Genomic DNA, 25,004 nt, shown 5'->3' with positions numbered 1-25,004 from the left:
CCGGTGCGATCCCGGGCCGTGACGGACGGTGGGATGTCGCTAGTAGAGAGCCTTGCCGCCATCGAGACGGATGACCGTGCCATTCAAGTAGGACGAGCACGTCGAGAGGAAGAGCAACGTCTCCGCGACGTCGTCGGCATCACCGTTGCGGAACTCGTACCGCGTCCCGACACGGTAGGTGTCGCCGTCGACGAGCGGTTCACCGCGGTAGCGACGCAGCGCGTCATTGGTGCCGTCGTCCGAGCGGAAGAACTGGGTCGGTGCCACCGCGTTGCACTGCACCGTGGGAGACAGCGCGACGGCGAGCTGCTCCATGAGCCTGATCAGGGCCGTCTTGGACAGGCCGTGCGGAATCAGGTTCGGCCATGCCTCGTTGGTCGAGTTTCCCACCAGCGCGATGATCCTGCCGCGCCCCTGCTTCTTCATGACCGCCGCTGCGGCCTGGCTGAGGAAGAACGGTCCCCGGATGTTGATCCCGAACGAGGCGTCGAAGTCGTCCTCGGTCACCTCTTCGAACTCCTTCGAGCGCAGCGAGCTGGCGTTGTGGATCAGCACGGAGAGATCGCCGCGCCAGGCCACCGCCTGGTCCACGAGCCGGCGGGCGTCCGCGGTGTTCGACACGTCCGCCTCCACGGCGATCGCCTCGCCGCCCTCGGAGCGGATGAGCTTGACGGTCTCGTCGGCGAGTGCCGTCTGCTTCCAGTGGTTAACCACCACGGCCGCCCCGGCCGCCGCGAACCTGCGCGCGAAGACGCGGCCCGCACGTTCCGCAGCGCCGGTGATGAGGACCGTCCGGCCGACGATGGATGAGTTCATGATGTCTCCAAACCAGTCAGGGTGAGGGGTGGGTGAATGCTGGTGGTCCCCGTGACGGCGACGGGCCGCAGGCGGGAGCAGAACTGTCTCGGCGGGCGGGAAGTCAGACCTGGCGGATGCCGGCCCGCCACACGGCGCTGGTGAGCGGAACCCCGGGACGGTAGGCGAGGTGGGCGACCGAGGGGGCGTCCAGCACCTGGAGGTCCGCCCGGCGGCCCGGACCGACCACCCCGACGGCCGGCTGCGCCACGCCCCTCGGATCGAGCCATCCCTCCTCGTCCATTCCCAACGCGATCGCCCCGCCCAGCGTCGCCGCGCGGACCGCCTCCTGGATGGTGAGACGCATCTGGAGCACGGCGGTGGCGACGGAGAACGCCATCGAGGTGGTGAAGGACGTCCCGGGGTTGCAGTTCGAGGCGATCGCGACGACCACGCCGGCGTCCAGGAGACGCCGGGCAGGCGCGAGCGGCATCCGGGTGGAGAGGTCGCAGGCCGGAAGGACCGTCGCGACCGTGCCTCGCCTCCCGTCCGCCCAGGAGGAGGCCAGGGCCGTGACGTCGTCGTCGGTCAGGAAGCCGAGGTGATCCACGCTGAGGGCGCCGTACTCGACGGCAAGCTGTGCCCCCGGCCCGTGCCCGAGCTGGTTGCCGTGTAGGCGACACGCCAGACCCCGCGCACCGGCCATGTCGAGGATCCGGCGCGTCGCCGTCTCGTCGAAGGCGCCGACCTCGCAGAAGACGTCCACCGCCGTCACGAAGGGAGCGACGGCGTCGAGCATCGGACCGGCGACGAGCGCGACGTACTCGTCCGGGTCCGCGCCGGCAGGCACGACGTGTGCGCCGAGGAACGTCACCGCGTCCACGTGCCGACCGGCCAGCCGGGCCGCCCGTACCTCGTCGGCCAGCGTCAGGCCGTACCCGGTCTTCGTCTCGATGGTCGTGGTCCCGCCACGGCGTGCCTCCGCTACGAGCCGCGCGACATTCGCCTCGAGATCCGTGTCGCTCGCCGCCCGCGTGGCCTGGACCGTCACGTTGATACCGCCCGCCGTGTACGGCTCGCCGGCCATCCTTGCCTCGAACTCCGCGGTCCGGTCCCCGGCGAAGACCAGATGGGTGTGGGAATCGACCCAACCCGGGAGCACCGCCCGCCCGGCCAGGTCCACCCGCCGGTCGGCCGGGGGTGCCGCACGGGACGGCCCGACCCACACGATCCGATCTCCTTCGACGACCAGCGCCGCATCGCGGACCCGCCCGCCGTTGGCCTCGTCGTTCGTGGTCAACTCCGAGATGCCGTCGAAGACGACGGCTTCCGGTGGCGCGGTCACGTCCCGGTGCCTCTGGTTGTCCCGCATCTCACCGGCCCCTCATCCCCGAAGCTGGCCCTTGCGCGGATCGCGCAACCGGGAGAACTGCGCGGTCGAATAGCTGCGCCCACTGGTCGGGGCGATGAACGGTTCTGCGGTGTGGTCGCGACCGCCCAGCTCTGTCTCCACGACATGACGAAGTAGCTCACCCACGATCGGCGCCGTCTTGAACTGGGTGCCTGAGGTCGCCATCGCGACGAACAGCCCGTCGAAGCAGGTCCGGTCGTAGATCGGCAGCCAGTCCTCGGCCGCGTCGTACAGCCCGACGACGCCGGACCGGGCACGGGGGACGCCCAGCGCCGGGATGCGCCGGGCCAGCCGCAGCGTGGTGCGTTCCCAGACGTCGGCCGTCACCAGGGGGTTGAACTCGTCGGGGTCCTCGATGACTGTCTGCTCCTCGGCGAGATCACCGTTACTACCGCCGAGGAACGCGTTGCCCAGCTCCGGACGAAAGTTGATGTTGAGGTCGCCGTCCACGAGGTGTACGCCCTGAAGCGCGAGGTTCAGTTCGGCGGGCGCGGGCACGTGGACCAGCTCCTCCCGGATCCGCCGGGTGCGGATCCGGAAGTCGGAGGTTCCGCCGATCGCGCCGACAAGGGCGTCGGAGTGCGGCCCGGCGGCGACGAGAACGGCCCCGGCCCGCAACCTGCTCCCGTCGGCCAGCGTCGCCCCCGTGACGCGGCCACCGTCGAGATCGATCCGCGCGACAGCGGTCGATCGCCGCAAGCGGGCACCCGCTCTCCGGGCCGCGTGCATCAGATTGACCGCCGCGAGGGTCGGGTCACCGACGTACCCCGACTGCGCGGTGTAGAGAGCGCCGGGCAGCAACTCTGTCGGCTCCGACCAGAACTCGTCGTCGTCCACGGGTCGGGGTGGCCCGAACCGGTGGAAGTCGAAGTACGGGAAGTGGCTGGTCATGTCGTCCAGCGACCACTCCTCGAACGAGACCTCGGCGGCTCTCATCGCCGCTGCGGCCCGGTCGGTGAACCCGGTCCCGGCGTCGAGGATCAGCGAGCCACACCGTACGAAGCGGGTGACCTCCTCGCTGCCGTCGGCACCGAGGAAGTCCCGCCAGTTGTTCCACACCGCCAGGGCGTCGGCAGCGAGCGCCGAGCTCTGCGCGTCGCTCGCGTGGACGCGGATGATGCCTGCCGACGACCCGGTCGAACCGTCTCCGACCCCGCTGTTGCGATCGACCACGAGCACGTCGTGGCCCGCCTTCGCCAGCGCGAAGGCGGCACTGGCACCGATCACCCCGGCCCCGATGATCAGCACGTCAGCGCGGTTCTCTACCTCGGTTCCCATGTTCCCTCACAGTCTGGATCAACGCGGCGCTCGGCGATCGTCGACGGCGGGGACTCAGAGGCCCCAACCGGCGTGAGGCTGAAGAGCACCCTTCTGCTTGACGAACGACTCGCGCAGGTCGGCAACCCGGTCCCCGGCGAAGGTCAGCAGGAAGTTGCCCGCGAGGGTGTACTCCTCCCCGCCCGAGCGGAGGATGGCCCACCATTCGACACCCACCCGGTCTCCCTCGATCACCGGCGTCCCGTAGCGGAAGTCGACGTCGGAGACGCCGACGAGCGCGGCCTCCCAGAACCCGGCGATGGCGTCGTGACCGACGAAGGGCTGCTCCAGCAAGGGGCTGTTCCGGTAGCTGGCGTCCTCGGTCATGATGGCCGCCGCCCCCGCCACGTCGCCTTCGCGCCAGACCCGCCCGAACTCCTCCAGCCATGCCTTGACGACCTCAGCCGAAACGCTCACTTGATCTTCCTCGCTCTCGTTGGGACGGAACCGCCCGGCCGCGGTGCCGCCGACGTCGCGGCCGGCCGTTCACCCCGGTCCGGCACAACTCTATGCGAGATGGCTCCTTCGGCATAGTATTATTCGAGCGGGATATGGCCAGCTCCGACACTGTGCAGCCGCACCGACGTCCGCTCGCCAGACCCACAGACGAGGGGGGTAGCAACCCGAATGACACCGACTCCCGAACCTGATGCTGACGAGTTCCACCGGTTCGACGACCTCTACCCGGTCGCGCAGTCCGAAGCGATCGTCGAGGACGACGTGTTCCTCAGGCAGGTGTCCGCAGACTCGGAACTGCCCGTCCTGCTCGCTGCGCTGGCGGCAGCCCTCGGCGACACGTCGATCCTGCACCCGGACCTCCGACCGCCGCTGACGCCGATGGACACGCAGCCGCACCCGCACGGGGGGATGTCGGACGATCAGCGGGAGAAGGCCGTTGCCGTCGCCCTCTCTGCGCTGACCGTCCTGCGCGAGAAGGGGATCGTCACGGTCGACGTGCTCCCGGACGAGACGGTTCGGGAGATCCTCGACTACCTCAGCGGCGGTCGAGACGAGTGGCATCGGATGCTGACCCACGAACTCGACCTCGCCGCCGACAAGGGCGGTCGGCCGTCCTGGACGTTCGGGGACGTCGCGAAGGGGCGGGAGTTCCCCACCCTCATCATCGGCGCGGGTGTCGCGGGGATCGCCGCCGCGCACCGATTCGCCCAGGCGGAGGTGCCGTTCACCCTGATCGAGGCCGGTACCTCCGTGGGAGGTACCTGGGCGAAGAACACCTATCCGGGGGTTCGCCTCGATACTCCCACTTTCGGGTACTCCTACTCGTTCGCGCAGCGTGGGGATTGGCCGCACCAGTTCGCGCAGGGCGGAGAGATCCTCGACTACCTCCGCGACGTGGCCGATCGCGCCGGCATCACCGACCGGATCGAGTTCTCGACCCGACTCCTCCGGCTGCGCTGGGACGACGACGGCAGGTTCTGGGAGGCGACCACCCGCGGGCCGAACGGCAGCGAGCAGGTACGCCGGTTCGCCGCCGTGGTCGGCGCGGTGGGCCAGCTCGACAGGCCGAACATCCCGGAGTTCGAAGGCCGGAACCTGTTCCGCGGAACGACGATGCACTCGCAGGAGTGGAATCACGACGTCGACCTGACGGGCAAGCGGGTCGCCGTCATCGGCACCGGCGCGAGCGCGTACCAGATCGTGCCCGCCATCGTCGGGGACGTGGCCGCCCTCACCGTCTTCCAACGCAGCGCGCCGTGGATGCTGCCCGCACCGAACTACCACCACCCGATGACGGACGCGTTCAACTGGCTCGTGCGGAAGGTTCCGCACTATGCGCAGTGGTACCGCCTCTGGGTGGTGCTCACGGGCATCCCCGGTCGGACCCACACCGTCACCGCGGAAGCGGACTGGCCCGGTGCGCCGTTCAGCGTCTCCGCCAAGAACCACGAGCTGAGGCAGTACCTCGTCGCCCGACTCGAAGCCCAGTTCCAGGACGCCCCGGAGGTCCTCCGGCACGTCGTCCCCACGTACCCGCCCGGTGCGAAACGCATGCTGCGGGACAACGAGGTGTGGGCCGCCGCGCTGCTCGACGAGAAGACGACGCTCGTGACCTCCGGGATCGAGCGGTTCACCGAGGACGGGATCGTCGACAACGACGGACTCCTGCACGAGGTGGACGTCATCGTGTACGCGACGGGCTTCAAGCCGTCGGACTATCTCGACGAGGTCGAAGTCCTGGGACGGAACGGACTGGAGATCCACGAGTTCTGGGACGGCGACGCACGCGCCCACAACGGCGTCATGGTCCCCGGGTTCCCCAACTTCTTCCTGATCTACGGCCCCAACGTGGGTGGCGTGGTCGCGGGCAGCCTGCACTTCATGCTGGAGCGTGCGGTCGAGTACGCACTCAAGGCGATTCACGAGGTTCTCCGCCGGGGCGTGAGCGCGATCGACGTACGCGGGGAAGCGCTCGACCGTTTCGTCGAGTGGGTCGACCAGGGCAACCGGCGGATGGCATGGGGCCAGCCGTATGTGAACACCTGGTACCAGAACCGGCATGGACGGGTGTCCCAGATCTGGCCGTACACCAACGTGGAGTACTGGGAGATCACCGAGTCGGTCGTCGAGTCCGACCACGAGTTCCTCGACTAGACCGCCGGATCGATCCCTGATGACCCTTGGCAGCATGCGCCGTTCGGCAGGAGACACCGAGATGTCGGCAATCACACGAGACCAGACCAGCATCGGCGGGCTCGTGACGAGCTTCCTGTCGGCGGGTTCCCCGTCCGCGCCCCCACTGGTGCTGCTGCACGACGGGGCATGGGGTGGATCGGCCGAGGCCAGCTGGAGCAACGTGATCCCCACCCTGGCGGAGCGCTACCGGGTGCTCGCACCGGACCTCTACGGCTACGGGGCCTCCAGCAAGCTGGTGCAGCTCGACGTCGCACCGTACGAGTTCCGACTCCGCCAGGTAGCGGCGCTGCTCGACGCGCTCGGGCTGCAGGACCGCCCCGCCCATCTCGTCGGGAACTCCTTCGGCGGCGCGATGGCCCTGCGGGCGGCGACCCTGCCCTGGTTCTCGTGGCGGATGAGCGCGGCCGTGTCGATCGCGGGAACGGGTGGCCCGTACCGCACCAAGGAGGCGTTGGCCGCGCTGTCGCACTTCGACGGCTCCCGTACGGACATGCTGCGGATCGTCGGCCTGCTCACCGGTCAGTTCCCGGCGATCGACGACCACGTCGAGCTTCGGCTACGTGACGCGCGCAACCCAGGTCACTACCGCGCCGTCGCTGCCGCCGGGCTCGCCACCCCGTTCGAGGTCGCGCCGAGGTCCCCCGACGACTACCCGCAGAGCCTCCGGACGGTCCGGACGCCGCTGGCGCTGGTGAGCGGACGCCAGGACGATCTTGTCGAGCCGGACTGGGCGCACAGGATCGCCGCGCACGCCGCCAACTGCAGGGTCTACGAGATCGATGCGAAGCACTCGCCCAACATCAGCGACCCCGGGGCGACGGCGACCCTTCTCCTGACGATCCTGGGGGAGCTCGAGAGTGACGCCGCGCCGCAGGAACACGCCGTGCCCAGGACGGATGGGTGACGCGGCGCTCGACGGCCCGCCACGGAGCCGGTCGCGTACGCGGGGATCTCGGTCGGGGGAGCGCAGACACCCCGGCGGGCGGGCCTTCCGGCGACGGCGAGGTGCCGGCCCCGCTGCGCCGGTTCCGCCAGCTCCGGCCGGTTCCCTGGGCGACGGGTGCGGGTGTCACCCGCGAGGTGGTGTCCTGTCACGAGAGCCAGGGGCTGGCCCCCGACCGGCCGCCCTGGCGACTGAGCATCGCCGACCTGACCGGGCCGGGCCCGTTCTCACGGCTGCCGGGGATCACCCGCACCTTCGTTCCGATCGACAGCTCGGTCGAGCTGCGGGTGGACGGTGAGATCCACCGCGTCGCCGCTGCCACGCCGTTCTCGTTCGCCGGTGACTCCGAGACGGTGCTGCTCCGGCTGGCGACGCCGTGCCGTGCCGTCAACCTCATGGTCGACGCCGGCGACTCCGACCCCGCTGAACTGCTGCCCTGCCGGTATCCAGGGCTGGAGTTCCCGACGGCCGCCGTGGTGATCGCCCTCACCGCTGGCCGTAGGACCAGCAGGTTCGACGTCTGGCGACCGGCGTCCGCCCTCGACGGGCTGGGGGTTCGGCGGTGGCTCGCGGTCCGGTGACCTCAGCCTGAGACCGGGGACGGCTCGCCGTCCACGGTGGTCAGCCAGGGCAGGCTCAGCGGACGGGACGTGTCAGTCGACCGCCGACGATGGTCGCCCGCACGTCACAGGCACGTGCCGCGAGTGGCAACTGCCACGGGTCGACACCTCGGACTCTCGCCGACGTCGTCTGGATCTCGACCGCGTCCCAGTGTTCGCCCACGCGCAGTCCCGGGGGAGAACCAGGATGCCGCGACAGGCCGAGGGATTCGTACCCGCCGACGGTGCCCGCCGCCCAGAGCGTGTCCGGTGCGAAGATCCCGCGCCGTCGCAGCCGCAGGCGCTGGTCGAACTCCAGCCGGCTGAGCTCCTCCAACGGATCGATCACCACGTGCTGGTCCGAACCGATGGCGAGGCGTGCCCCCGCGTCCCGGAGTTCGGGGGCAGGGCCGATCCCGTCGCCGAGATCGGCTTCGGTCGTGGGACACATCACGATCGTCGCGCCGGCGTTCCCGAGCAGGCCGATGTCGCCGGTGGTCAGGTGCGTCGCGTGCACTGCGGAGAACCGCGACGACACCAGTCCGTGATCCGCGAGCAGCCCGACCGGGGTCAGGCCGTGGGCATCGAGGCACGCCTGGTTCTCCGCGGGCTGCTCGGACACGTGGGCGTGCAGCGGCACGTCCGGGGGGAGGCCGTCGGCGATCACGGTGAGGTCGGACCGCGAGACGGCCCGGACCGAGTGGATGGCGGCCCCCAGGGTGACGAGGTCGTCACCCTGTCCGGAAAGCGCGTCGCGCAGCCGGTGCCAGCGGTCCAACCAGCGATGGGCGTCCCCGTCGCCGAACCGCCGCTGCTGCGTGCCGAGCGGCTCGTTGACGCCCCCCGACAGGTAGCAGGTGTCCAGAAGTGCCAGCCGGACGCCGGCGGAGGTCGCCGCCGCCGCCAGCGCCAGTTCCATCTCGTGACCGCCGTACGGCGTTCCGTCAGGCTGGTGGTGCAGGTAGTGGAACTCACCGACCGCCGTGTAGCCCGCGTCGCGCATCTCCGCGAAGACCCGTTCCGCGAGGACGTGGTAGCTGTCCGGCGTCAGGCGGTTGGCGACGTCGTACATCCGGTGCCGCCACTGCCAGAAGTCACCTCCGTCGGCGTGCGTACGACCGCGCAACTCCCGATGAAACGCATGGGAGTGGGCGTTTGCGAATCCCGGCACGACCGTTCCGAGCGTGACGTCGTCGGGCTGCGGCGACACGCCTGCGACGAGTCCGACGACCACGCCGTCCACCGCCTCGACCCGCACCCGCTCGACCAGGCGTCCCTCGACGAGCGCGACCTCGCAGTGGAAGCGCTGCCGTTCGCTGTTCATCCGGGGGCCTCGCCGGCGAGGTCCCGGAGAACGTTGGCGAGCGCACGCGCTCCGGCCTCGCAGTCCTCCGCACGGGCGGTCTCCTGCGGGGCGTGCGAGACGCCGGTCGGATTCCGGACGAAGATCATCGCGGTGGGGACGTAGGCGGAGAGGACACCCGCGTCGTGGCCGGCGCCTGTCGGTATCGCCGGCACGCCGCCGAGAAGACCGGCGATCCTCGCCGTGAGCGTCTCGTCGAAGAGGACCAACGGCGAGAACGACTCCTCGTGGACCTGAAGAACACAGCCCTCGGCCGCGATCCGTTCCTCGATGAGCGCTACCGTGGCGTCCAGCTGCGAGCGCACCTCCGAGTCCGAATGAGCCCGGATGTCGAGCCAGGCGTCCACCCGCGAGGCGATGACGTTCGTGCCGTTCGGGGTGACCGATATGCGGCCGACGGTGCCCCGAGCGGCCGGTCGCTCCAGCGCGATCTCACGGACTGCGAGAGCGGCCGACGAGGCGGCGACCACCGGGTCGCGGCGTCCCCGCATCGGCGTGGTCCCGGCATGGTTGCCCTCCCCGAGGATCGAGAGCCGCCACCTGCCGTGGGCCATGATCGCCGAGCCGACCGCGAGGGGGAGACCGCGCTCCTCCAGGTCGAGGCCCTGCTCGACGTGAAGCTCGAGGAACATGTCGAGGCCAGCGAGTCGGTCGGGGTCCGGGCCGATGGCGGAGACCTCCAGGCCCGCCTCCCGCCACGCCTTGTCGAGGGTGACACCACTGCGGTCGACCCGGGCGAGTGCGTCCTGCGGCGTGATCTCACCGACCATCAGGCGAGAGCCCAGGCACGGCATGCCGAAGCGGGAGCCTTCTTCCTCCGCGAACGCGCACACGGCGACCGGTCGGGTGGGAGACCAGCCTTCAGCCTTGAGGATCGCGACCGCCTCGAGTGCGCTCACCACACCGAGAGGTCCGTCGAACGCGCCTCCACCAGGGACGGAGTCCAGGTGACTGCCGGTCGCGACGGCTCCGCTCCGGGACTCACCCCACCATGCCCACAGGTTCCCGTTCCCGTCCACCTCGACGGGAAGACCCAGCGCCTCTGCTGAGTTTCTGAACCAGCCGCGCAGCGCCACCTCCGCCGGGTCCAGCAGGTGGCGCGAATAGCCGCCGCGGCTGTCGTCCCGGCCGATCGTGCTGATCTCGGCCAATCTGTCACGAACCGACACGGCGCACGCTCCTTGCGTCGACGCGCGTCACTGGTCGCCGCCGGCCGATAGCGATGTGGTCATGGAAGGCTGTACTGGGCATGAGTTCTGTCAACGTCGTTTCTATCGGAGGACGAAGGTCCTCAGTGGCATCTCGGGTCCTGCAACAGGCGAGTGCTACATCTTGCCCCCTTCGGCGCCACGACCTGACCGCACCGGCCCGGGTGGCAGAGCGGTACGGTCCGCCGCCGTCGAACGTGGCGTCACCCGCGGGAAGCGCTCACAGATCACGGAAGAAGTCGACCAGCAGGCCCGAGACGATCGCGGGCTGCTCGAGGGGTGCGGCATGCGCCGCGCCAGGAACACACTGGACAGCGCCGCGCGGAACCCCTCGGGCGAGTTCTGCCGACTTGCGTTCGGGGGCGAGCTGGTCGTGCTCGCCCCACAACGCGAGAACGCGACCGTCGATCCGTGGCAGGTCGGCGGAGACGTCATAGGCGGCCAGCGCCTCGCACGCCCACGAGTAGCTCCGGTCGTCGACGCGACGAAGTGCCTCGACCATCGCTGCCGCTCGCTCGCCGTGGTGCTCCCGGGTCGCCGGCGCGAACCAGCGCTGCAACGATCCCGCCGCCAGCGCCTCAGTCCCCTGCGAGCGCACCAGGGTGGCGCGTTCAGCCCAGTCCGCTGGCGCGTCGACGTTGGCCCCGGCGGAGATGACCGCTACTCCGTCGATCCTCTCGGCATGACGCAGGGCCAGGTCCATCCCCACGGTGCCACCGATGGAGACGCCCGCGTACGAGAACGTGGAGACCCCCCGTGCCTCGAGCTGATCGACCACCGCGTCGGACAGGTCGCTGATCGTGAACCCGCCGTCGGCGACGGGCGATGCGCCGTGCCCGGGAAGGTCCCAGATGATGACACGGAAGTGCGGTGCGAGCAATGGGACCGCGTCGGCCCAGAGGTCGGATGACGTACCCATGGAGTGGCCGAGGACCAGGCACGGAGCATCCGTTGCGCCGCGTGGCTCGTTGACCGCGATCTGAAGCTTGACCATGGCGACTCTCACTTCACGTGGTTCAGGAAGTACTTCGTGCGGTCGGACGTCGGTGAATCAATCAGCTTCTTGGCGTCGCCGATCTCGGCGATCCGTCCCTGGTCCATGAAGGCCACCCGATCGGCGACGTCCCGCGCGAACCGCATCTCGTGGGTCACCACGATCATGGTCATCCCGCGTTCGGCCACCCGACGCATCACCGACAGCACCTCCCCGACGAGCTCGGGATCCAGGGCGCTCGTCGGCTCGTCGAACAGCATGAGCTTCGGCTCCATGGCCAGCGCGCGGGCGATGGCGACACGTTGCTGCTGCCCACCGGAGAGATGACGCGGGTACGAGTGCTGCAGGTGCTCCAGTCCGACCTCGGACAGGTTCGCCCGCGCGCGGGCGACCGCCTCGCTTTTGGGGAATCCCCGGACCTTGGTGAGCCCGATGGTCACGTTCTCGAGGGCGGTCAGGTGGGAGAAGAGGTTGAAGTGCTGGAAGACCATGCCGATGCGCTGGCGGTACCTTGCGATCTCGGCCTCGCTGGGCTCGTGGAGCTCGCCGTTCCTGACCGTCGCGCCCGCGAATTCGCTCTCTACCCGGATGTAGCCGGCATCGATCTGCTCAAGGACGTTCACGCAACGAAGCAGCGTACTCTTTCCCGAACCCGACGGTCCGATCAGACACAACACCTCTCCGTGCATGACGTCGAGGTCGATGCCTTTGAGCACCTCTACCTCGCCGAAACGCTTCCGCACGTCCCGGATGGTCACAAGTGGCTGCTGGTTCACTTCGCCGCCTCCTCGACTCGAGATTTGAGGAACTTCCTCTGTGGTCCTGCGGACAGGGAGTACTTCTTCTCGAGGAAGTGCTGACCCAGGGTCGCCAGCATCACGATGGTCAGGTACCAGAAGCTGACCACCACGAGGAGCGGGATGACCTTGAAGTTGGAGCCGTAGATCTGCTGGGCGCGGGTGAGGAGGTCGCCTCCGCCGATGACTGCGACGAGCGAGCTCGCCTTGAGGAGGCTGATGAACTGGTTGCCTGTCGGCGGAATGATGACCCTGATCGACTGCGGGATGACGATGGTCCGCATAGCGAGGCTGCGCTTCATTCCCAGGACCTGGGCCGCCTCCCGCTGACCGGGATGCACCGACAGAAAGCCCGCTCGGATGATCTCGACCATGAAGGCGCCCTCATGCAGGGAGAGGCCGATCACGGCGGCGGTGAAACCGGTGATGAGGGTGTTCGTCTCCCAACTGGCTCCGCCGATCCCGATCCGCGGGACGAAGAGTGCCGCGTTGAAGCAGATCAGTAGGAGAACAAGGAGTGGCAGACCTCGGAACAATCCGACGTACGCCTTGACGAAGGTGCGGAAGACGGGATTCCGGGACTCACCGAGAAGGGCGAGCATGCAACCGATCAGCACCGCGATGAACTGGGCGGCCAACGAGAGCTTGATCGTCATCCACAAGCCCTCCAGGATGGGATCGGCGAAGAGGTAGGCGCCTACGACATCCCATTCCAGGTTCTCGTTGGTCACGAGTCCGTAGAGGAGGAAGCCCAGGATCGCAATCGCCACGAGGCCGCTGATCCAGTAGCTTGGATGTCTGCGTGGCCGGGGCTTCGCGAAAGGATCTCGCACTACGGCATCGGCTGCCGGTGGTGTCACGTTGCACCTTCTCCTGTTTCTCGCTGGCGATGATCCGAGAGGCCTGGTTGATTTCCGAGGCCGATGCTCCTCGTGTGCTCGCGACAAGCGGTCAGCGTGGACGTCAGGGTTCGCACTCGAGTCAGTTCGACCGCAGGCCCTGGTGCGGCGTGGATGTCCGCGCCGCACCAGACCCTGCGTTCCGCGATTCCACGACGAGGCATCAAAAGCTCGTCGAGAGGCTCGGGGCGACGCTGATGTCGGCGCGTGGCCAGGTCAGACGCCGCACGACCCGCAGGTCTTCGGCACCTCGAGGGGGCGCTCCGTGGCCAGGTTGATGCCGGGCTTGTCCAATGCGATGTCCTTGAGCTCCCACTCCGACATGATCTTGTCGTAGGTGCCGTCCTTGACGATTGCCTCGAGCGCGCCGAGCAGGGCCTTGGCGGTGTTGTCGGCTTCAAGGCCCACCACGATGCCGACGTAGGTACGCGACAGGAGCGGGCTCGGGATGATCTTGAATTGGCCGTCGCTGGCCTTTGCCTGCCACACCCCGGTCGCCGTGTTGGTGAAGGCGAAGTCGATCCGGCCGGACTGCAGTGCGGTGTTCTGGTCGCCGGCGGTCGGGAAGTTGGTGATCTGCAGCGCGCCCTTGCCCTCGGACTCACAGTTCTTCGAGAACAGCTCGGCGTCCTGGACGAACTCGGTTCCTGTCTGGACGCCTGCCTTCAGCCCGCAGGTGGTCAGCGGGTTGCTCGTGATGTTCTGCTTGCTCTCGGAGGTCGTGATGACGCTCTTGGTGGCGTAGGCGTAGTCGACGAACTGCACCGTCTTCTGCCGCTCCACGTTGTCGGTGATGCACTCCATCGCCGCATCAAACCGACCGCTCTGCACCCCGGGAAGCAGGCCGTCGAAGGAGATCGCCTCCTGGCGGATCTCGACGCCGAGGCGCGGCGCCATCGCCATCAGGATGTCATGGTTGAAGCCGTCGATCTTTCCGGAATCGTTGGTGAAGTCGCACGGCGGGTACTGCGGATCGGTGCCGACTGTGAAGGTGCCCGAGTCGCGCACCTTCTGCGGCAGGAGTTCATTCAGTTCCGGGACGAGCAGAGTGCTGTCCTTCGACGTGGCCTCCTCCGCCCCGCAACCGCTCAGGAGGAGCGCGGTGGCGGCAAGCAGGGAGAGGGCGGCGGTCACTGCACGGCTTCTCGACATCGTTGGCTCCTGGGGGCTGGAGGCTAAGTGTGAAAGAAATCATTCAGCACTGGCGGAACGGTATCCCCTTCCATGCAGCACGGCAACCCCCTCGTGTATGCAATCTGGGAATGGAACGCAGGTGTAACACAACCGTCTCCGGGCCGCCCTTCCGGAAGCCCGCCGGGTGACCGGTCAGGTGCCATCTGTGACGGGTGAGATGTGTCGGGTAAACTGCTACTGTCTCCGCCCTGACGCGCGGTTCGTGTCAACCCGGGCGCGGTGGGCACGATGCGCACGAAGTCTGTCCGGCGAGCTTGTCCGACCGGTGTGGTCCCGTTGATTCCGACAGGTGATCCCCATAGGGATGGTAGCCGCGCACGTGGGGAATCGGTGTGATCTTCCAGATGGCTGCGGTCGTACTCTCCGGGGCGGATGTCGCGCAATCATCTCGCGCCACCGAATGGCGCATCGGCCGGTTCACCGGGCAGCGGAAGAACGGGACACGCGACGCGATTCGGCGCGCAGTTTCGGCAGCGGGCGGCGATCCGCAGCGAATCGGAGCCGACCGGCGGCGGAGAACCGCGGGTCAGACGATCCCCTCCAGCGGACCACCGACGATCTCGAGGAACACCCCGTCCAGGACCTCCGCAGCCACGGCCTCCATCTCCCCTGCCATGATGCGGTCGTCCTGGAGGAACTCGGCTTTGGTGCGGACAAGGTCGTAGGTGGGGCGGTTCGCCGGTGCCGCAGCCCCGCCGTTGCGCAGGTCCAGGCCCTGGGCGGCGCACAACAGCTCGATCGCGACGATGTACGCCGCGTTGCGGACCATGGGGCCGAGGCGTACGGAGGCATGGGTCGCCATGCTGACGTGGTCTTCCTGGCCGGCCGAGGTCGGAATGCTGTCGACGCTGTTCGGGGTCGCCTTGGCGCGGTTCTCCGCGACGAGCGCGGCGCTGGTGACCTGAGCCATGATGAACCCCGAGTTCAGACCCGCGTTGCCGACCAGGAACGGGGCCAATCCGCTCATGGAGGCGTCCATGAGCATTGCCTGGCGGCGTTCGGAGATCGAGCCGATCTCGCAGACCGCGAGCGCGATGATGTCCGCCGCGTAGGCGATGGGCTGACCGTGGAAGTTCCCGCCCGACAGGATGACATCGTCGTCGGGGAACATCAGTGGGTTGTCGGAGACCGCGTTGACTTCCTGCTGGATGGTGTGCGCGGCGAACGTCAGAAGATCCAGCGCCGCACCCATCACCTGCGGCTGGCAGCGCAGGCAGTAGGGGTCCTGGAGGCGGCGTCCCTCGAACTCCACGTCGAGGACCGAACTGTCGGCGACCAGGCGGCGCAGGAGGCCCGCGACCCGGATCTGGCCGGCGTGCCCGCGGATCTGCTGGATGCGGTCGTCGAGGACGACCTGTCGGCCCGCCGTCGCCTCCAGCGTCAGCGCACCTGCGGCCAGGCCGGCGTTGAACACGGCCTCGGCGCCGAAGAGTCCGCGCAGGGCGATGGCGGTGGATGCCTGGACGCCGTTCAGGAGCGCCACCGCCTCCTTGGGGCCCAGTTCCACGGGGGCGAGTCCGGCCTTCGCGAGCCCCTCCACAGCGTTGTGGGTGACGCCGTTGATGCGTACGCGGCCCTCGCCCATCAGCGCGCCGGCGAGGTGCGCCAGCGGAGCCAGGTCTCCTGAGGCGCCGACGGAGCCCTGCGTGGGGATGACCGGCAGTACGTCCGCGTTGATCATGTTCACGAGCATCTCGGCGGTCTCGACGCGGATCCCGGAGTGCCCGCGCGCAAGGCCGATGAGCTTGATGACCATGATGGCGCGGACCGTCTCGTCGGGAAGCGGGTCACCCACCCCGACCATGTGGGACAGCACCGACCGGCGTTGCAGCTCCACGAGGTCCGAGGGCGAGATCCGCCGGTCCGCCAGCTTCCCGAAGCCGGTGTTCACCCCGTAGACCACATCTCCTCGACCGATCGCGTCCAGGATCACCTGGTGTGCGCGTCGGAGGTTCTGCACCGCCTGCGGGGCGAGCGCCACCCGGACAGGACCCCGGAATACGGGACGAAGCGCCTCGAGGCTCACATGCTCGCCGGTGATCGTGATGGTGCCCACGGTGATCAATCCTCCTGTAGCTGATCTCTTGAGGCTCGCCTCCGACGGTCGACCGGCGGCGGGGGCGACGGGTCGCCCGGCGGCCGGGCCCTCGACGTCGAGCGAGGACCTTGCCCTGGCTGTAGAAAATCATTCAAGTGCCTCGGGCACCGTATCCCTAGCTATGCAGTGGGGGCAACCTCCAGTTATGGTGCCCGGGTGACCCAGTCCCGAGCCGTCGTCCTCGCCTCCCGACCCGTCGGTGAGCCCGTCCGCGCGAACCTTCGCCTCGAGACGCGCGAGCTCCCGGCCGTCGGCGACGGCCAGGTGCTGCTGAGGACGATCTACCTCTCGCTGGACCCGTACATGCGGGGCCGGATGGACGCGTCGCGTTCCTACGCTAAGCCGGTGGAGGTCGGCGAGGTGATGGAAGGCGGGACCGTCTGCGAGGTTCTCGAGTCGGCGTCACCGTCCTTCAGCCCCGGGGACATCGTCCTCGCGCACTCCGGCTGGCAGACCCACGCCGTGCAGGACAGTCGTCCCCTGCGCAGGGTCGACCCGGCCAGTGCGCCCATCTCCACCGCGCTCGGGGTGCTCGGCATGCCCGGTTTCGCCGCGTACGTCGGGCTTGCCGAGATCGGCCGCGTCCGCGCGGGCGAGACGCTCGTGGTGGCGGCCGCGACGGGGGCCGTCGGGTCCGTCGTCGGTCAGATCGCCAAGATCCAGGGTGCCCGTACGGTCGGCATCGCGGGCGGCGCGAGCAAGGTGGCCTGGCTACGCGAGCTGGGCTTCGACGTGGCCCTCGACCATCGTTCACCCAACTTCAGGGACGAACTGGGCGAGGCCGTTCCGGACGGAATCGACATCTACTTCGAGAATGTCGGCGGCGCCGTGTGGGACGCCGTCCTCGCTCACCTCAACGATTTCGCACGGGTGCCCGTCTGCGGCCTGATCTCCCAGTACAACGAGACGTCCGCGCCGACGGGGCCCGACCGGCTCCCGCAGCTCATGAGCGCGATCAACATCAAGCGACTCGTCGTCCGCGGCTTCACGCAGCGAGACTTCATCTCGACCTACTACCCCGACTTCCAGCGCGACATGTCGGCGTGGCTTTCTGACGGTCGGATCAAGTACCGGGAGGATTTCGTCGACGGGCTGGAGAACGCCCCTGACGCGTTCTTCGGCCTCCTGAAGGGGAAGAACTTCGGGAAACTCATCGTCAAGGTCGCCGACGACCCCACGCGCCCCGCCCCACCCATCCGGTGACGTCGCTGGCTGCGGCACCAGGACGACCACCTCACCTGGTCACGCCGTGACGGATGGAGCTCACTCCTCGAAGACCGAGAGATCGGTGGCATGGCGCTCAAAGCGCTCGAGCCCGTCCTGTGAGGCCCCGGGGTTGGAGTCGGCCATGGCGTGCAGGAGCGCGGACGAGGCGATGTTCATCGACGCGGACGTGTCGAAGAGCAACCCGCTCCCGAACCTGACGGTGATGAGTTCATCGGTCTCGTGCCCGACTGTCGCAAACGACTCGTCACTGAGAACCGCGACCTTGAGCCCGATCTGTCTCGCGTAACGCACCAGGTCGCAGGCCTCCCTCGGATAGCGCGGGAGGATGAACGCCAGGCACCAGGTGGCCCCCTGGGCCGTCGCGCGAGCGAGGCTCTCCTTGGCCTGGGTGTCGCCGCGGTCGATCACGGAGATGTACGGGTGCACCTTGGCGCCCAGATAGGCGAAGTGGTGGGCGAACGAACGCGAGATTCGCAGCCCGATGACCGGCAGCTGCTGCGAGGACATGAGGGCGGCCCCGACCCGAGCAATCTGGTCTTCGAGGGTGGCCGACTGGCCGAGCCACTGGAGGTTGGCGACCTCGGTCCCGATCGCCTCGGCCAAAGGGCTCGCGCTCTCGCCGGAGGACGAAACGGTCGACATCTCGGAGCGGGCCCACTTCTGGAGCGCTCGCTTGAAGTCGGAGAACTTGGCGTAACCCAGCGCAGCCGCGAACCGCGAGACCGACGGCTGGCTGACGCCGACCTGCCGCGCGATGCTCTCGCTGGTCAGGAATGCCGCAGCATCACGGTGGTCGATCACGTAGCGCGCGATACGTCGTTGCGCTGGAGACAGTCGAGCGCCAGTCAAGCGATCGTAGACGTCTATCGACGCCGAAGTTGCGGTGGCGGTCATCTCAAGCATCTCCTAGCACAGATCACCAAACAGGCGGGCGGGTGCGACGCCTCGCCGGTGGGGAAGTCGGCTCTTCCCGGGCGGGCCATGCGGGCGATGTCAAGTCGCGCGAGGTTCTGGACTGGGCGCGGGCTGAAGGGGCAGAGTGGCGTGGGTCATACCCATCTCTCACCCTTCCTCCCGGAGGCGCTAGTCTCAGGCTGTGGTCGACAGTCGACCCGCCGAGCCAAACCGCATAGCTCCATGCATGCTATCAGTTATCGGCATGGAAACAATCCAGCGGGCGGCGGGTCCGGGTCGCCGTCGGCGGCCACACCAACCGCGACACCGCCACCAGGCTGCTCACCGCCGAGGCCACCGTCAAGACCCACCTGATCAACATCTACGCGAAACTCGACGTCGGCGACCGCGGCCGCGGTTGCCAAGGGCTGCAACCGCGGCCTGCTCGGCCGCTAGTTACCGACGCCGAGGCTCGACATGAACGCCGACGGGTAACGGTCACCGCGCGCGGCACCCTTCGGCACGGCCGCCTCGATCTCTTCGAGATCATCGGCCGACAGCTTCACGTCCAGCGCCGGCAACGCCTCGGCCAGCCGCTGCCGGGTACGCGCACCGACCAGCGGAACAATGGACGGGTCCTGCGCCGCCACCCACGCGATCGCCAGCTGCGCCACCGTGCACCCCTTCGCGTCGGCGACCCGGCGCAACGCCTCCACCAGGGCGAGGTTGTGCGACGCGTTCTCGGCGGAGAAGCGGGGAGCATGGTTACGGGGATCGTCCGCCCGCCCCGGCACCCAGTTCCCCGAGAGCAGGCCACGGCTCAGCACCCCGTACGCGGTCAGCCCGATGCCCAGCTCCCGCAGCGTGGGCAGCACGTCGGCCTCGACCGCCCGCGACAGCAGCGAATACTCAATCTGAAGATCAGCAACCGGATGTACGGCGTGCGCCCGCCGGACGGTCTCCGCGTCGACCTCGGAGAGCCCCACATACCGTACGTAACCGGCGTCGATCATCTCCTTGATCGCGCCGATCGTGTCCTCGATCGGCACCGACCGGTCGAGCCGGGCCGGCCGGTAGATGTCCACGTGGTCGACGCCGAGCCGGGTCAGCGAGTAGTTCAGGAAGTTCCGCACCGAATCCGGGCGGCAGTCCTGACCGGCGAACCGCATGCCCGGCCACACCTGCTGCCCGAACTTCACACTCAGCAGATAGCTGTCCCGGTCGCGTCCCCGCAACGCCTCCGACAGCAGCAGCTCGTTGTGCCCCGTGCCGTAGAAGTCGCCGGTGTCGACAAGCGTGACCCCCGCGTCCAGCGCGGCCCGCACGGTGGCGATGCTCTCCCCGCGATCGGCCGGGCCGTACGCCCCCGACATGCTCATCGCCCCCAGCCCCACCGCGGAAACCGTGGGGCCCGTGTTGCCCAGAGTGCGTGTCTGCATCGAAACTCTCCCTCGTCGGTCGATCTCGGCTCCACCCTGCGCCGCTCTCCGGCCCGCCGACAGCGGAGCGCTTATCGTGGGAGCGCCACTCCCTGGCCCGGTGCCCAGTCCCCGGGGCAGCATGGAGGCATGCAGCGTGAGCAGCTCGCCGACTTCCTGCGCCGCCGGCGCGAGGCCATCCGCCCCGCCGAGGTCGGCATCGCCGACGGCCCCCGCCGCCGCACCGCCGGCCTGCGCCGTGAGGAGGTCGCCATGCTCGCCGGCATGTCCGTCGACTACGTCGTCCGCCTCGAGCAGGGCCGCAGCAGCCAGCCGTCGACCCAGCTGCTCGGCGCCCTGGCCCGGGCCCTGCGCCTGACCGACGACGAGCGAAGCCACCTGTTCCACCTGGCCGGCCACCAGCCGCCGCCCGCCGACGGCATCGCCCGCCTGGCCCGGGCCGGCCTGGTCCGCCTGCTCGACCTGGTGGGCGACACCCCCGCCATGGTCCTGTCCGACCTCGGCGAGGTCCTGGCGCAGAACCGCATGTCGATCCTGCTCACCGGCGACCACACCGGGCTGACCGGCGACCGCCGCTACGTCGCCTACCGCTACTTCACCGACCCGGCCATCCGCGACCTCCACGGCCCCGAGGAATGGCAGCGGCACGCCCGCCAGCAGGTCGCCGACCTGCGCGCGGTGGCCGGCCGGCGGGCCGGCGACCCGGCCGTGACCGGCCTGATCGAACGGTTGCGGGCAGCGAGCGACGACTTCCGGCGGCTGTGGGCCGAGCACGAGGTGGCGGTGCGCCGGGTCGACCGTAAGACGTTCATGCACCCGCGCGTGGGCCGCATCACGATGGACTGCGAAACCCTGGTCACCCCCGACCTCGGCCAGCAGCTGCTGGTGCTGACCCCGGCCGACGCCGAGGCCCGGGAGAAACTCGAGCTGCTGCGCGTGCTGGGGGTCGAGGAGTTCCCGGCCAGCGTGCCCCACTGACAGTGCCCGCGGTGCCCCACGCCCATCGGAGCTGTGACCGACCCCGACGACGACCGGATCACCGCTCTCGCTGGCCACGCCCGCAGCGCCAGCACGAACAAGCCGCTCGCCCGACCGTGCACCCTCGACGTGGTCCCTGCCCACGGCGAGGTCCGACGTCTCATGGCACACCTGATCACCACGGTCCGCCACCAAGATCATATTTTGCAGTGGTCATGGTGGTGGCGCCGCCATCAATACCGCGCCCGAACCGTGCGGGGCCAGGTCGAACGACATGTCCGGGCCGCTGTCGGCCCACTCCTTAGCCAGTCGTCCTGCCGCAGTTGGACGGTTGTGAGATGAGCCCGGGTGGGCGCGGCGCGGCGTTGGGCTGACGGCCCGTTGCTGTACTTTGCCGCTGTACGACGCCCGCCACGGGCACAGCCTGGGAGAGCTGGTCAGAGTGGGCCGCCTGGGACTCGAACCCAGAACCTAAGGATTAAAAGTGCCCAGAAGCTGACAAGAGCGCGCTAAGTGCCGTGCGGTGTCGACGGCCCGGACTCCACAGGCGTCGTCCGGGCGTGCTCGCGCTGGTCCGCGCCCAACCTGCGTGGCGTGATGTTGCGGTGATCGTCCAACGAGGGCCCGAATCCGGGGACGGCGTGGTAAATCCGACTGATGCGGGGACGTCCGAGCACCTGTAGAGCACCCACGAGCCGACGCGGTCCGGCATCGGTGATTCCATCTGGTGGGCCGCAAGCGCCTGGGTCAGCTACCTGTTCCGCCTGGTCGAGTCACCATTCCCGGTTGGCGATAAGTCGCTCGCCGTCGGCGCCGGTGAACCCGTAGCTCGTCGCGACGAACCAAAAGTCCTCTCCGATCGCTTCACGCGCGACCGTCTCGATCTCGCTGCCGGCCGCGTCGAACTCCGCCTCGAGCAGGTTGAACTCGTCGGTCGCGGCGTCGGTGAGTGTGTAGAGGGCTGCCAAGTCCTTCGGCTGCTCCGCCTCGATCTGCTCGCACAACCGCAGCAGGATCGCTCGGCCCTTGTCGACGACGTGGTCCGGGAAGTACCCGTCCTCGTACAGCTCGTACAGGAAGGCGTACTCGGCCACCTGCTGGTTCGTAAGCGACACAGTCGAAGATCCCTTCGCGGATTTACCGGTCGATCATGCGACACGCTGCCGACATTTTCGGCCCTGCTGAAGGCGCAGCACACAACGCCTCTCGCGACACGCTTCACCCTGCCAGCCGTGAGCCTTCGGAACACGACCACTGAGTCCTGCGGGTGCGTGGCAAGGGCGGCATGGTCGTGTTGGTTCAGGTGCCTCCGAATTGGGGAGCGGCCTGTGGTCGCTCTGGCAGCATGGACGAGTGAGCCGTTCCTCTCCAATTACAACGAAGCCCAGGCGGTCTGCGCCGCCCGACCCACTCGCCTACCGCGTGTCGACGGCGAATCGCACCCCGTCAGCATCCGATATCCCGGTAAGGATCACCTTATCGCTGGCATGCTGGATCGGCTCGCCGATCGCTGCATGACTCGTTAGATCCCAGAATTGAACGGTGCCGGTCTCATCAGCCGTCGCCACAATGGTTCGACCGTCAGGTGTCGAGCCAGCGGCGACCGCCTTGACTGCTCCTCGCTGCCCGGTGTCCAAGGCCGCCAACAACTGACCGCTGTCAAGGTCCCGCACGACGAGCCTGCCCGTTGAGTGGCCGATGACTAGCGACGCTCGCTCCTCTGACGTGAACACTACTGTCATCGAACTAGCGTGCTCGTCCAACTGCAGCCGGCTTGGATGCTGACTTACTCCGTCATGCAGGGCCCAGCTAAGTATGGTCTTACCGTCGCTGATCGCGCAAAGGACGGCGCGTCTGTCAGGTAGTACGGCTGCGGCAATCGCGGTAAGCGGCGAGGTGTTGGCTGTCGGCGTCGCGGCAATCCCGTTGCCCGGACCCCAGCTCCACCATAAGGGCGTGCCATCGCTGCCGGTCGCGAGCATCACAATACGACCGTCGGCGACTGCAGCCAGCGTTAGGGCTTCGACACGGTGTGTCGGCACTTCCGAGGCGGCGCCTGAGTCGGGCGTGGGGCTATTGTCGCGCGGGTTCCAAAGACGAATGGTTCGGCGAGCGCCTTCGGTACCTACCAAAATCCCCTGACCGGTTCGATCGACTACAGCTAGATCGTTAACCGAGGCAGCAACCAGTGGAGCAGCCGTGCGGGTCAACTTCAGCCGGTCATCGACATGCCAGACGGAATACCGGGTCGGTCCTCGGTCGCGCAGCAGTCCGTCCAGTCGAATCTGGTCGCCGTCGTTGAGGTGAACCGTACGCAGCGCGTGCCGATGCTGCGTCTCGGCTCGCATCGCCAGTTGGGTATGGAGGAATGCCATGGTCTTACCGCTGCCCGTTGCCAAAATCTGCACCAGCCCGGACGAGAACGCGGAGAGGTTCGGGCCCTCTTCGGCACTATTCGCCAAGACAAAAGTCCTGCGCTGCGCAGAATCCGAACGGAGGTTGTAGGGCTCCTCCGGGGACGGCCGAGTCGGCAGCACAATCGTTCCTCGTTCCGAACTGTTTCCGAAGCACACATCGACGATCAAGACTAGTTGCTTAACTGGACTCAATGCGAGTAGGTACCGGAAATCTCGCACACTGATAGCGTCGACCGTGAACCCGTCAGCGGTGGTGGTGGTGTCAGCGGCGGCCAGGTAGACCTCGGACGTTCGGGCATCGCGTATCCCGTGACCGGTGTAATAAATGACCAGTGTCTCCCGCGTCTGGGAGGCCGCCTCGACGAACGACGACCAAAGGCGCGCCCGACTGGGATTCAACAGAAGCTCGTTGGTTGTCGACGAAGTTCCGTCACCGGAATCATGGAAGATGTCGGAGAGCTGCCTAGCTGGCGTCAGGTCGCGACGAACGACTGGCGTAGTGCCGGTTGTCAGATAGCTGTCGACGCCGACAAAAAGTGCTCGCCACTCGTCTCGAGGCGCGTCCGGGATGGAGTCGTGCACGACACCGTCATCAGAGGACGGTGCCGCCGGCTCGCCGACGGTGGGAGGTGTGCCCACTCCTCCGCCAGCTGGCCCGGCCGGGCCGGGCGGGCTGGGCCTGGCCCCAGCCGCAGGGGGATCGAAGCCTTCGTCGTCATCACTGTCAGTGCTCGTCACCGGGAAGAGATCCGGTACCTGCTCCGCCATGGCGGCTTGCCACAGGGCGTCGAAACGGTCGCACAACGCGTCTGGATCGGCCTTGCGGTCAAGCTTGGCAAGGAACTCGACGATCTTGAACAGTCGCGGCAAGTTGGGGATCTGGGGCATCGAGAAGACGTTCTTGACGAGGTTCGGACCGCAGTCGCAGGCGCGTGCGATGTCGCGGACCGATGGCCATCCGGCGCGGGCATGAAGGCGGTGCAGCTCATGGTTGAGCTGCTTCAATCCTCCGGTCAAGCCAGGAGCACGACTCAGCGCCGCCATGCCACCCCTGAAGGTCAAGGCTCACCCGCCGGGTGGCAGGCGCGATCCAGCGTAGTGACCTTCGATGTGGTGGTCGAATTGAACGCTTCCTCAGGTTATCGGTGTACCGGAATGTACCGTGGCGCCCCGGGCCGTAACCCACCGGCGGCCGAACGCACCAATCCTGTCCGGGACAGTCCATGTTGGCGCCTCCCGTAACGCAGCGTGTCTGCCGGCCTGATCCGGGCGCGAGAATTTTCGTCAGGTCCGGAAGGGTAGAAGGAGGACACGCCGATGATCAACGAGCTTTCCGGCGCGGCACTGGACGGCATCATCGAGAACTTGCCGACAGCGCTGATCATGGCCGGGCTGGCGGCGGCCATGGTTGCACGCCGTCGTAGCCGCAGGCGCAATGCGAAACGCAACGGCGAAGACGCCGTCTGATCCCGACGGGTACTCATGGCCGCCGACAAGTCGTCGGCGGCCATGAGTACCTTGCGGGTGAAGGTGTCGTGCTTGCTAACCACGCCTGCCAAGGTCCCGACTCCCGTTCCGCCTCAGCGCTGCTGGTCACCCCGGCTCCTCTCACGGGTGTCATCGCGCGACAGTGCGTCGATGGTTTCGATTTCGACCAGGTGGAGAAGACGGCGAGCGTTAACCTCGGCCCTTCGGTAAGGGCTGCCCACGGACTGGGCTGAGAACGAAGAAGTGCCTTCTGATCTGGGAAAATAGGGCTTGTCGAGAGTCCCATGT

22 protein-coding genes are annotated in these 25,004 nt (G+C 68.0%); 6 read left to right on the top strand and 16 right to left on the bottom strand.

What is annotated here, in order from left to right:
* Positions 1-39: 39 nt before the first annotated feature.
* The 4 genes from ACIG87_RS21645 to ACIG87_RS21630 form a co-directional block, all read right to left on the bottom strand.
* Positions 40-816, bottom strand: a complete 777-nt coding sequence (locus ACIG87_RS21645; RefSeq protein ID WP_396852689.1) for an SDR family NAD(P)-dependent oxidoreductase — start codon at positions 814-816, stop codon at positions 40-42.
* Between the two features lie 103 nt (positions 817-919).
* Positions 920-2,167, bottom strand: coding sequence for an imidazolonepropionase (gene hutI / locus ACIG87_RS21640; protein ID WP_396852687.1), 1,248 nt, complete (start codon positions 2,165-2,167; stop codon positions 920-922).
* A 12-nt stretch (positions 2,168-2,179) separates the two neighbouring features.
* Positions 2,180-3,484: an NAD(P)/FAD-dependent oxidoreductase gene (locus ACIG87_RS21635; RefSeq protein ID WP_396852685.1), complete on the bottom strand. Its 1,305-nt coding sequence runs from the start codon at positions 3,482-3,484 to the stop codon at positions 2,180-2,182.
* A gap of 54 nt (positions 3,485-3,538) precedes the next feature.
* Positions 3,539-3,940, bottom strand: a complete 402-nt coding sequence (locus tag ACIG87_RS21630) for a nuclear transport factor 2 family protein (protein ID WP_396852683.1) — start codon at positions 3,938-3,940, stop codon at positions 3,539-3,541.
* A gap of 210 nt (positions 3,941-4,150) precedes the next feature.
* Here ACIG87_RS21630 and ACIG87_RS21625 point away from each other — a divergent pair, with 210 nt between their 5' ends.
* The 3 genes from ACIG87_RS21625 (at position 4,151) to ACIG87_RS21615 (ending at position 7,702) form a co-directional block, all read left to right on the top strand.
* Positions 4,151-6,136 carry a flavin-containing monooxygenase gene (locus ACIG87_RS21625; RefSeq protein ID WP_396852682.1) on the top strand — a complete coding sequence of 662 codons (1,986 nt, stop codon included), beginning with the start codon at positions 4,151-4,153 and terminating at the stop codon, positions 6,134-6,136.
* Between the two features lie 61 nt (positions 6,137-6,197).
* A complete protein-coding gene (locus ACIG87_RS21620) occupies positions 6,198-7,082 on the top strand; it encodes an alpha/beta fold hydrolase (RefSeq protein WP_396852681.1) in 885 nt (294 codons plus the stop codon).
* Positions 7,079-7,702: a HutD family protein gene (locus ACIG87_RS21615; RefSeq protein WP_396852679.1), complete on the top strand. Its 624-nt coding sequence runs from the start codon at positions 7,079-7,081 to the stop codon at positions 7,700-7,702. Before ACIG87_RS21620 ends, ACIG87_RS21615 begins: the two co-directional genes overlap by 4 nt.
* A 55-nt stretch (positions 7,703-7,757) precedes the next feature.
* On the opposite strand, the gene ACIG87_RS21610 is transcribed toward ACIG87_RS21615, so the two are convergent.
* The 7 genes from ACIG87_RS21610 to hutH form a co-directional block, all read right to left on the bottom strand.
* Entirely contained in the window at positions 7,758-9,044 is a 1,287-nt protein-coding gene (locus tag ACIG87_RS21610) for a formimidoylglutamate deiminase (protein ID WP_396852678.1), read from the bottom strand.
* On the bottom strand, positions 9,041-10,252 hold the full coding sequence (locus ACIG87_RS21605; RefSeq protein WP_396852676.1) for an allantoate amidohydrolase: 1,212 nt from the start codon (positions 10,250-10,252) through the stop codon (positions 9,041-9,043). Before ACIG87_RS21605 ends, ACIG87_RS21610 begins: the two co-directional genes overlap by 4 nt.
* Before the next feature lie 259 nt (positions 10,253-10,511).
* Complete coding sequence (locus ACIG87_RS21600; RefSeq protein ID WP_396852674.1) at positions 10,512-11,285, bottom strand: alpha/beta fold hydrolase; 774 nt, start codon at positions 11,283-11,285, stop codon at positions 10,512-10,514.
* Between the two features lie 8 nt (positions 11,286-11,293).
* Complete coding sequence (locus tag ACIG87_RS21595) at positions 11,294-12,061, bottom strand: amino acid ABC transporter ATP-binding protein (RefSeq protein WP_396852673.1); 768 nt, start codon at positions 12,059-12,061, stop codon at positions 11,294-11,296.
* Positions 12,058-12,852, bottom strand: a complete 795-nt coding sequence (locus tag ACIG87_RS21590; RefSeq protein ID WP_396852671.1) for an amino acid ABC transporter permease — start codon at positions 12,850-12,852, stop codon at positions 12,058-12,060. Before ACIG87_RS21590 ends, ACIG87_RS21595 begins: the two co-directional genes overlap by 4 nt.
* Positions 12,853-13,197: 345 nt before the next feature.
* Positions 13,198-14,115 carry an ABC transporter substrate-binding protein gene (locus ACIG87_RS21585; RefSeq protein ID WP_396852670.1) on the bottom strand — a complete coding sequence of 306 codons (918 nt, stop codon included), beginning with the start codon at positions 14,113-14,115 and terminating at the stop codon, positions 13,198-13,200.
* A 586-nt stretch (positions 14,116-14,701) separates the two neighbouring features.
* On the bottom strand, positions 14,702-16,231 hold the full coding sequence (gene hutH, locus ACIG87_RS21580) for a histidine ammonia-lyase (RefSeq protein WP_396852668.1): 1,530 nt from the start codon (positions 16,229-16,231) through the stop codon (positions 14,702-14,704).
* A gap of 198 nt (positions 16,232-16,429) precedes the next feature.
* Here hutH and ACIG87_RS21575 point away from each other — a divergent pair, with 198 nt between their 5' ends.
* Positions 16,430-17,476 carry an NADP-dependent oxidoreductase gene (locus ACIG87_RS21575; RefSeq protein ID WP_396852667.1) on the top strand — a complete coding sequence of 349 codons (1,047 nt, stop codon included), beginning with the start codon at positions 16,430-16,432 and terminating at the stop codon, positions 17,474-17,476.
* Positions 17,477-17,536: 60 nt separating this feature from the next.
* Here ACIG87_RS21575 and ACIG87_RS21570 read toward each other — a convergent pair whose 3' ends face one another.
* The gene (locus tag ACIG87_RS21570) at positions 17,537-18,394 is read right to left on the bottom strand and encodes a MurR/RpiR family transcriptional regulator (protein ID WP_396852665.1); all 858 of its coding nucleotides are present in this window, start codon (positions 18,392-18,394) and stop codon (positions 17,537-17,539) included.
* A 452-nt stretch (positions 18,395-18,846) separates the two neighbouring features.
* Positions 18,847-19,833, bottom strand: a complete 987-nt coding sequence (locus ACIG87_RS21565; RefSeq protein ID WP_396852664.1) for an aldo/keto reductase — start codon at positions 19,831-19,833, stop codon at positions 18,847-18,849.
* A gap of 129 nt (positions 19,834-19,962) precedes the next feature.
* Here ACIG87_RS21565 and ACIG87_RS21560 point away from each other — a divergent pair, with 129 nt between their 5' ends.
* Positions 19,963-20,811 (top strand): helix-turn-helix transcriptional regulator, encoded by an 849-nt coding sequence (locus tag ACIG87_RS21560; RefSeq protein ID WP_396852663.1) that lies wholly within the window; start codon positions 19,963-19,965, stop codon positions 20,809-20,811.
* Between the two features lie 773 nt (positions 20,812-21,584).
* Here ACIG87_RS21560 and ACIG87_RS21555 read toward each other — a convergent pair.
* Together ACIG87_RS21555 and ACIG87_RS21550 are read right to left on the bottom strand one after the other, a co-directional pair.
* Positions 21,585-21,905 carry a DUF5713 family protein gene (locus ACIG87_RS21555; protein ID WP_396852662.1) on the bottom strand — a complete coding sequence of 107 codons (321 nt, stop codon included), beginning with the start codon at positions 21,903-21,905 and terminating at the stop codon, positions 21,585-21,587.
* A gap of 321 nt (positions 21,906-22,226) precedes the next feature.
* Positions 22,227-24,272 carry a hypothetical protein gene (locus ACIG87_RS21550; RefSeq protein WP_396852660.1) on the bottom strand — a complete coding sequence of 682 codons (2,046 nt, stop codon included), beginning with the start codon at positions 24,270-24,272 and terminating at the stop codon, positions 22,227-22,229.
* A gap of 273 nt (positions 24,273-24,545) precedes the next feature.
* Between ACIG87_RS21550 and ACIG87_RS21545 the strand changes: the two genes are divergently transcribed.
* On the top strand, positions 24,546-24,695 hold the full coding sequence (locus ACIG87_RS21545) for a hypothetical protein (RefSeq protein WP_396852658.1): 150 nt from the start codon (positions 24,546-24,548) through the stop codon (positions 24,693-24,695).
* Between the two features lie 113 nt (positions 24,696-24,808).
* Here the strand turns inward: ACIG87_RS21545 and ACIG87_RS21540 are convergent.
* The coding region (locus ACIG87_RS21540) for a hypothetical protein (RefSeq protein ID WP_396852657.1) at positions 24,809-25,004 on the bottom strand (196 nt) is incomplete at its 5' end.

The organism is Micromonospora sp. NPDC051925, assembly GCF_044548625.1.
Taxonomy (GTDB): Bacteria; Actinomycetota; Actinomycetes; order Mycobacteriales; family Micromonosporaceae; genus Micromonospora.
This window is presented reverse-complemented; position numbering and strand designations above follow the sequence as displayed.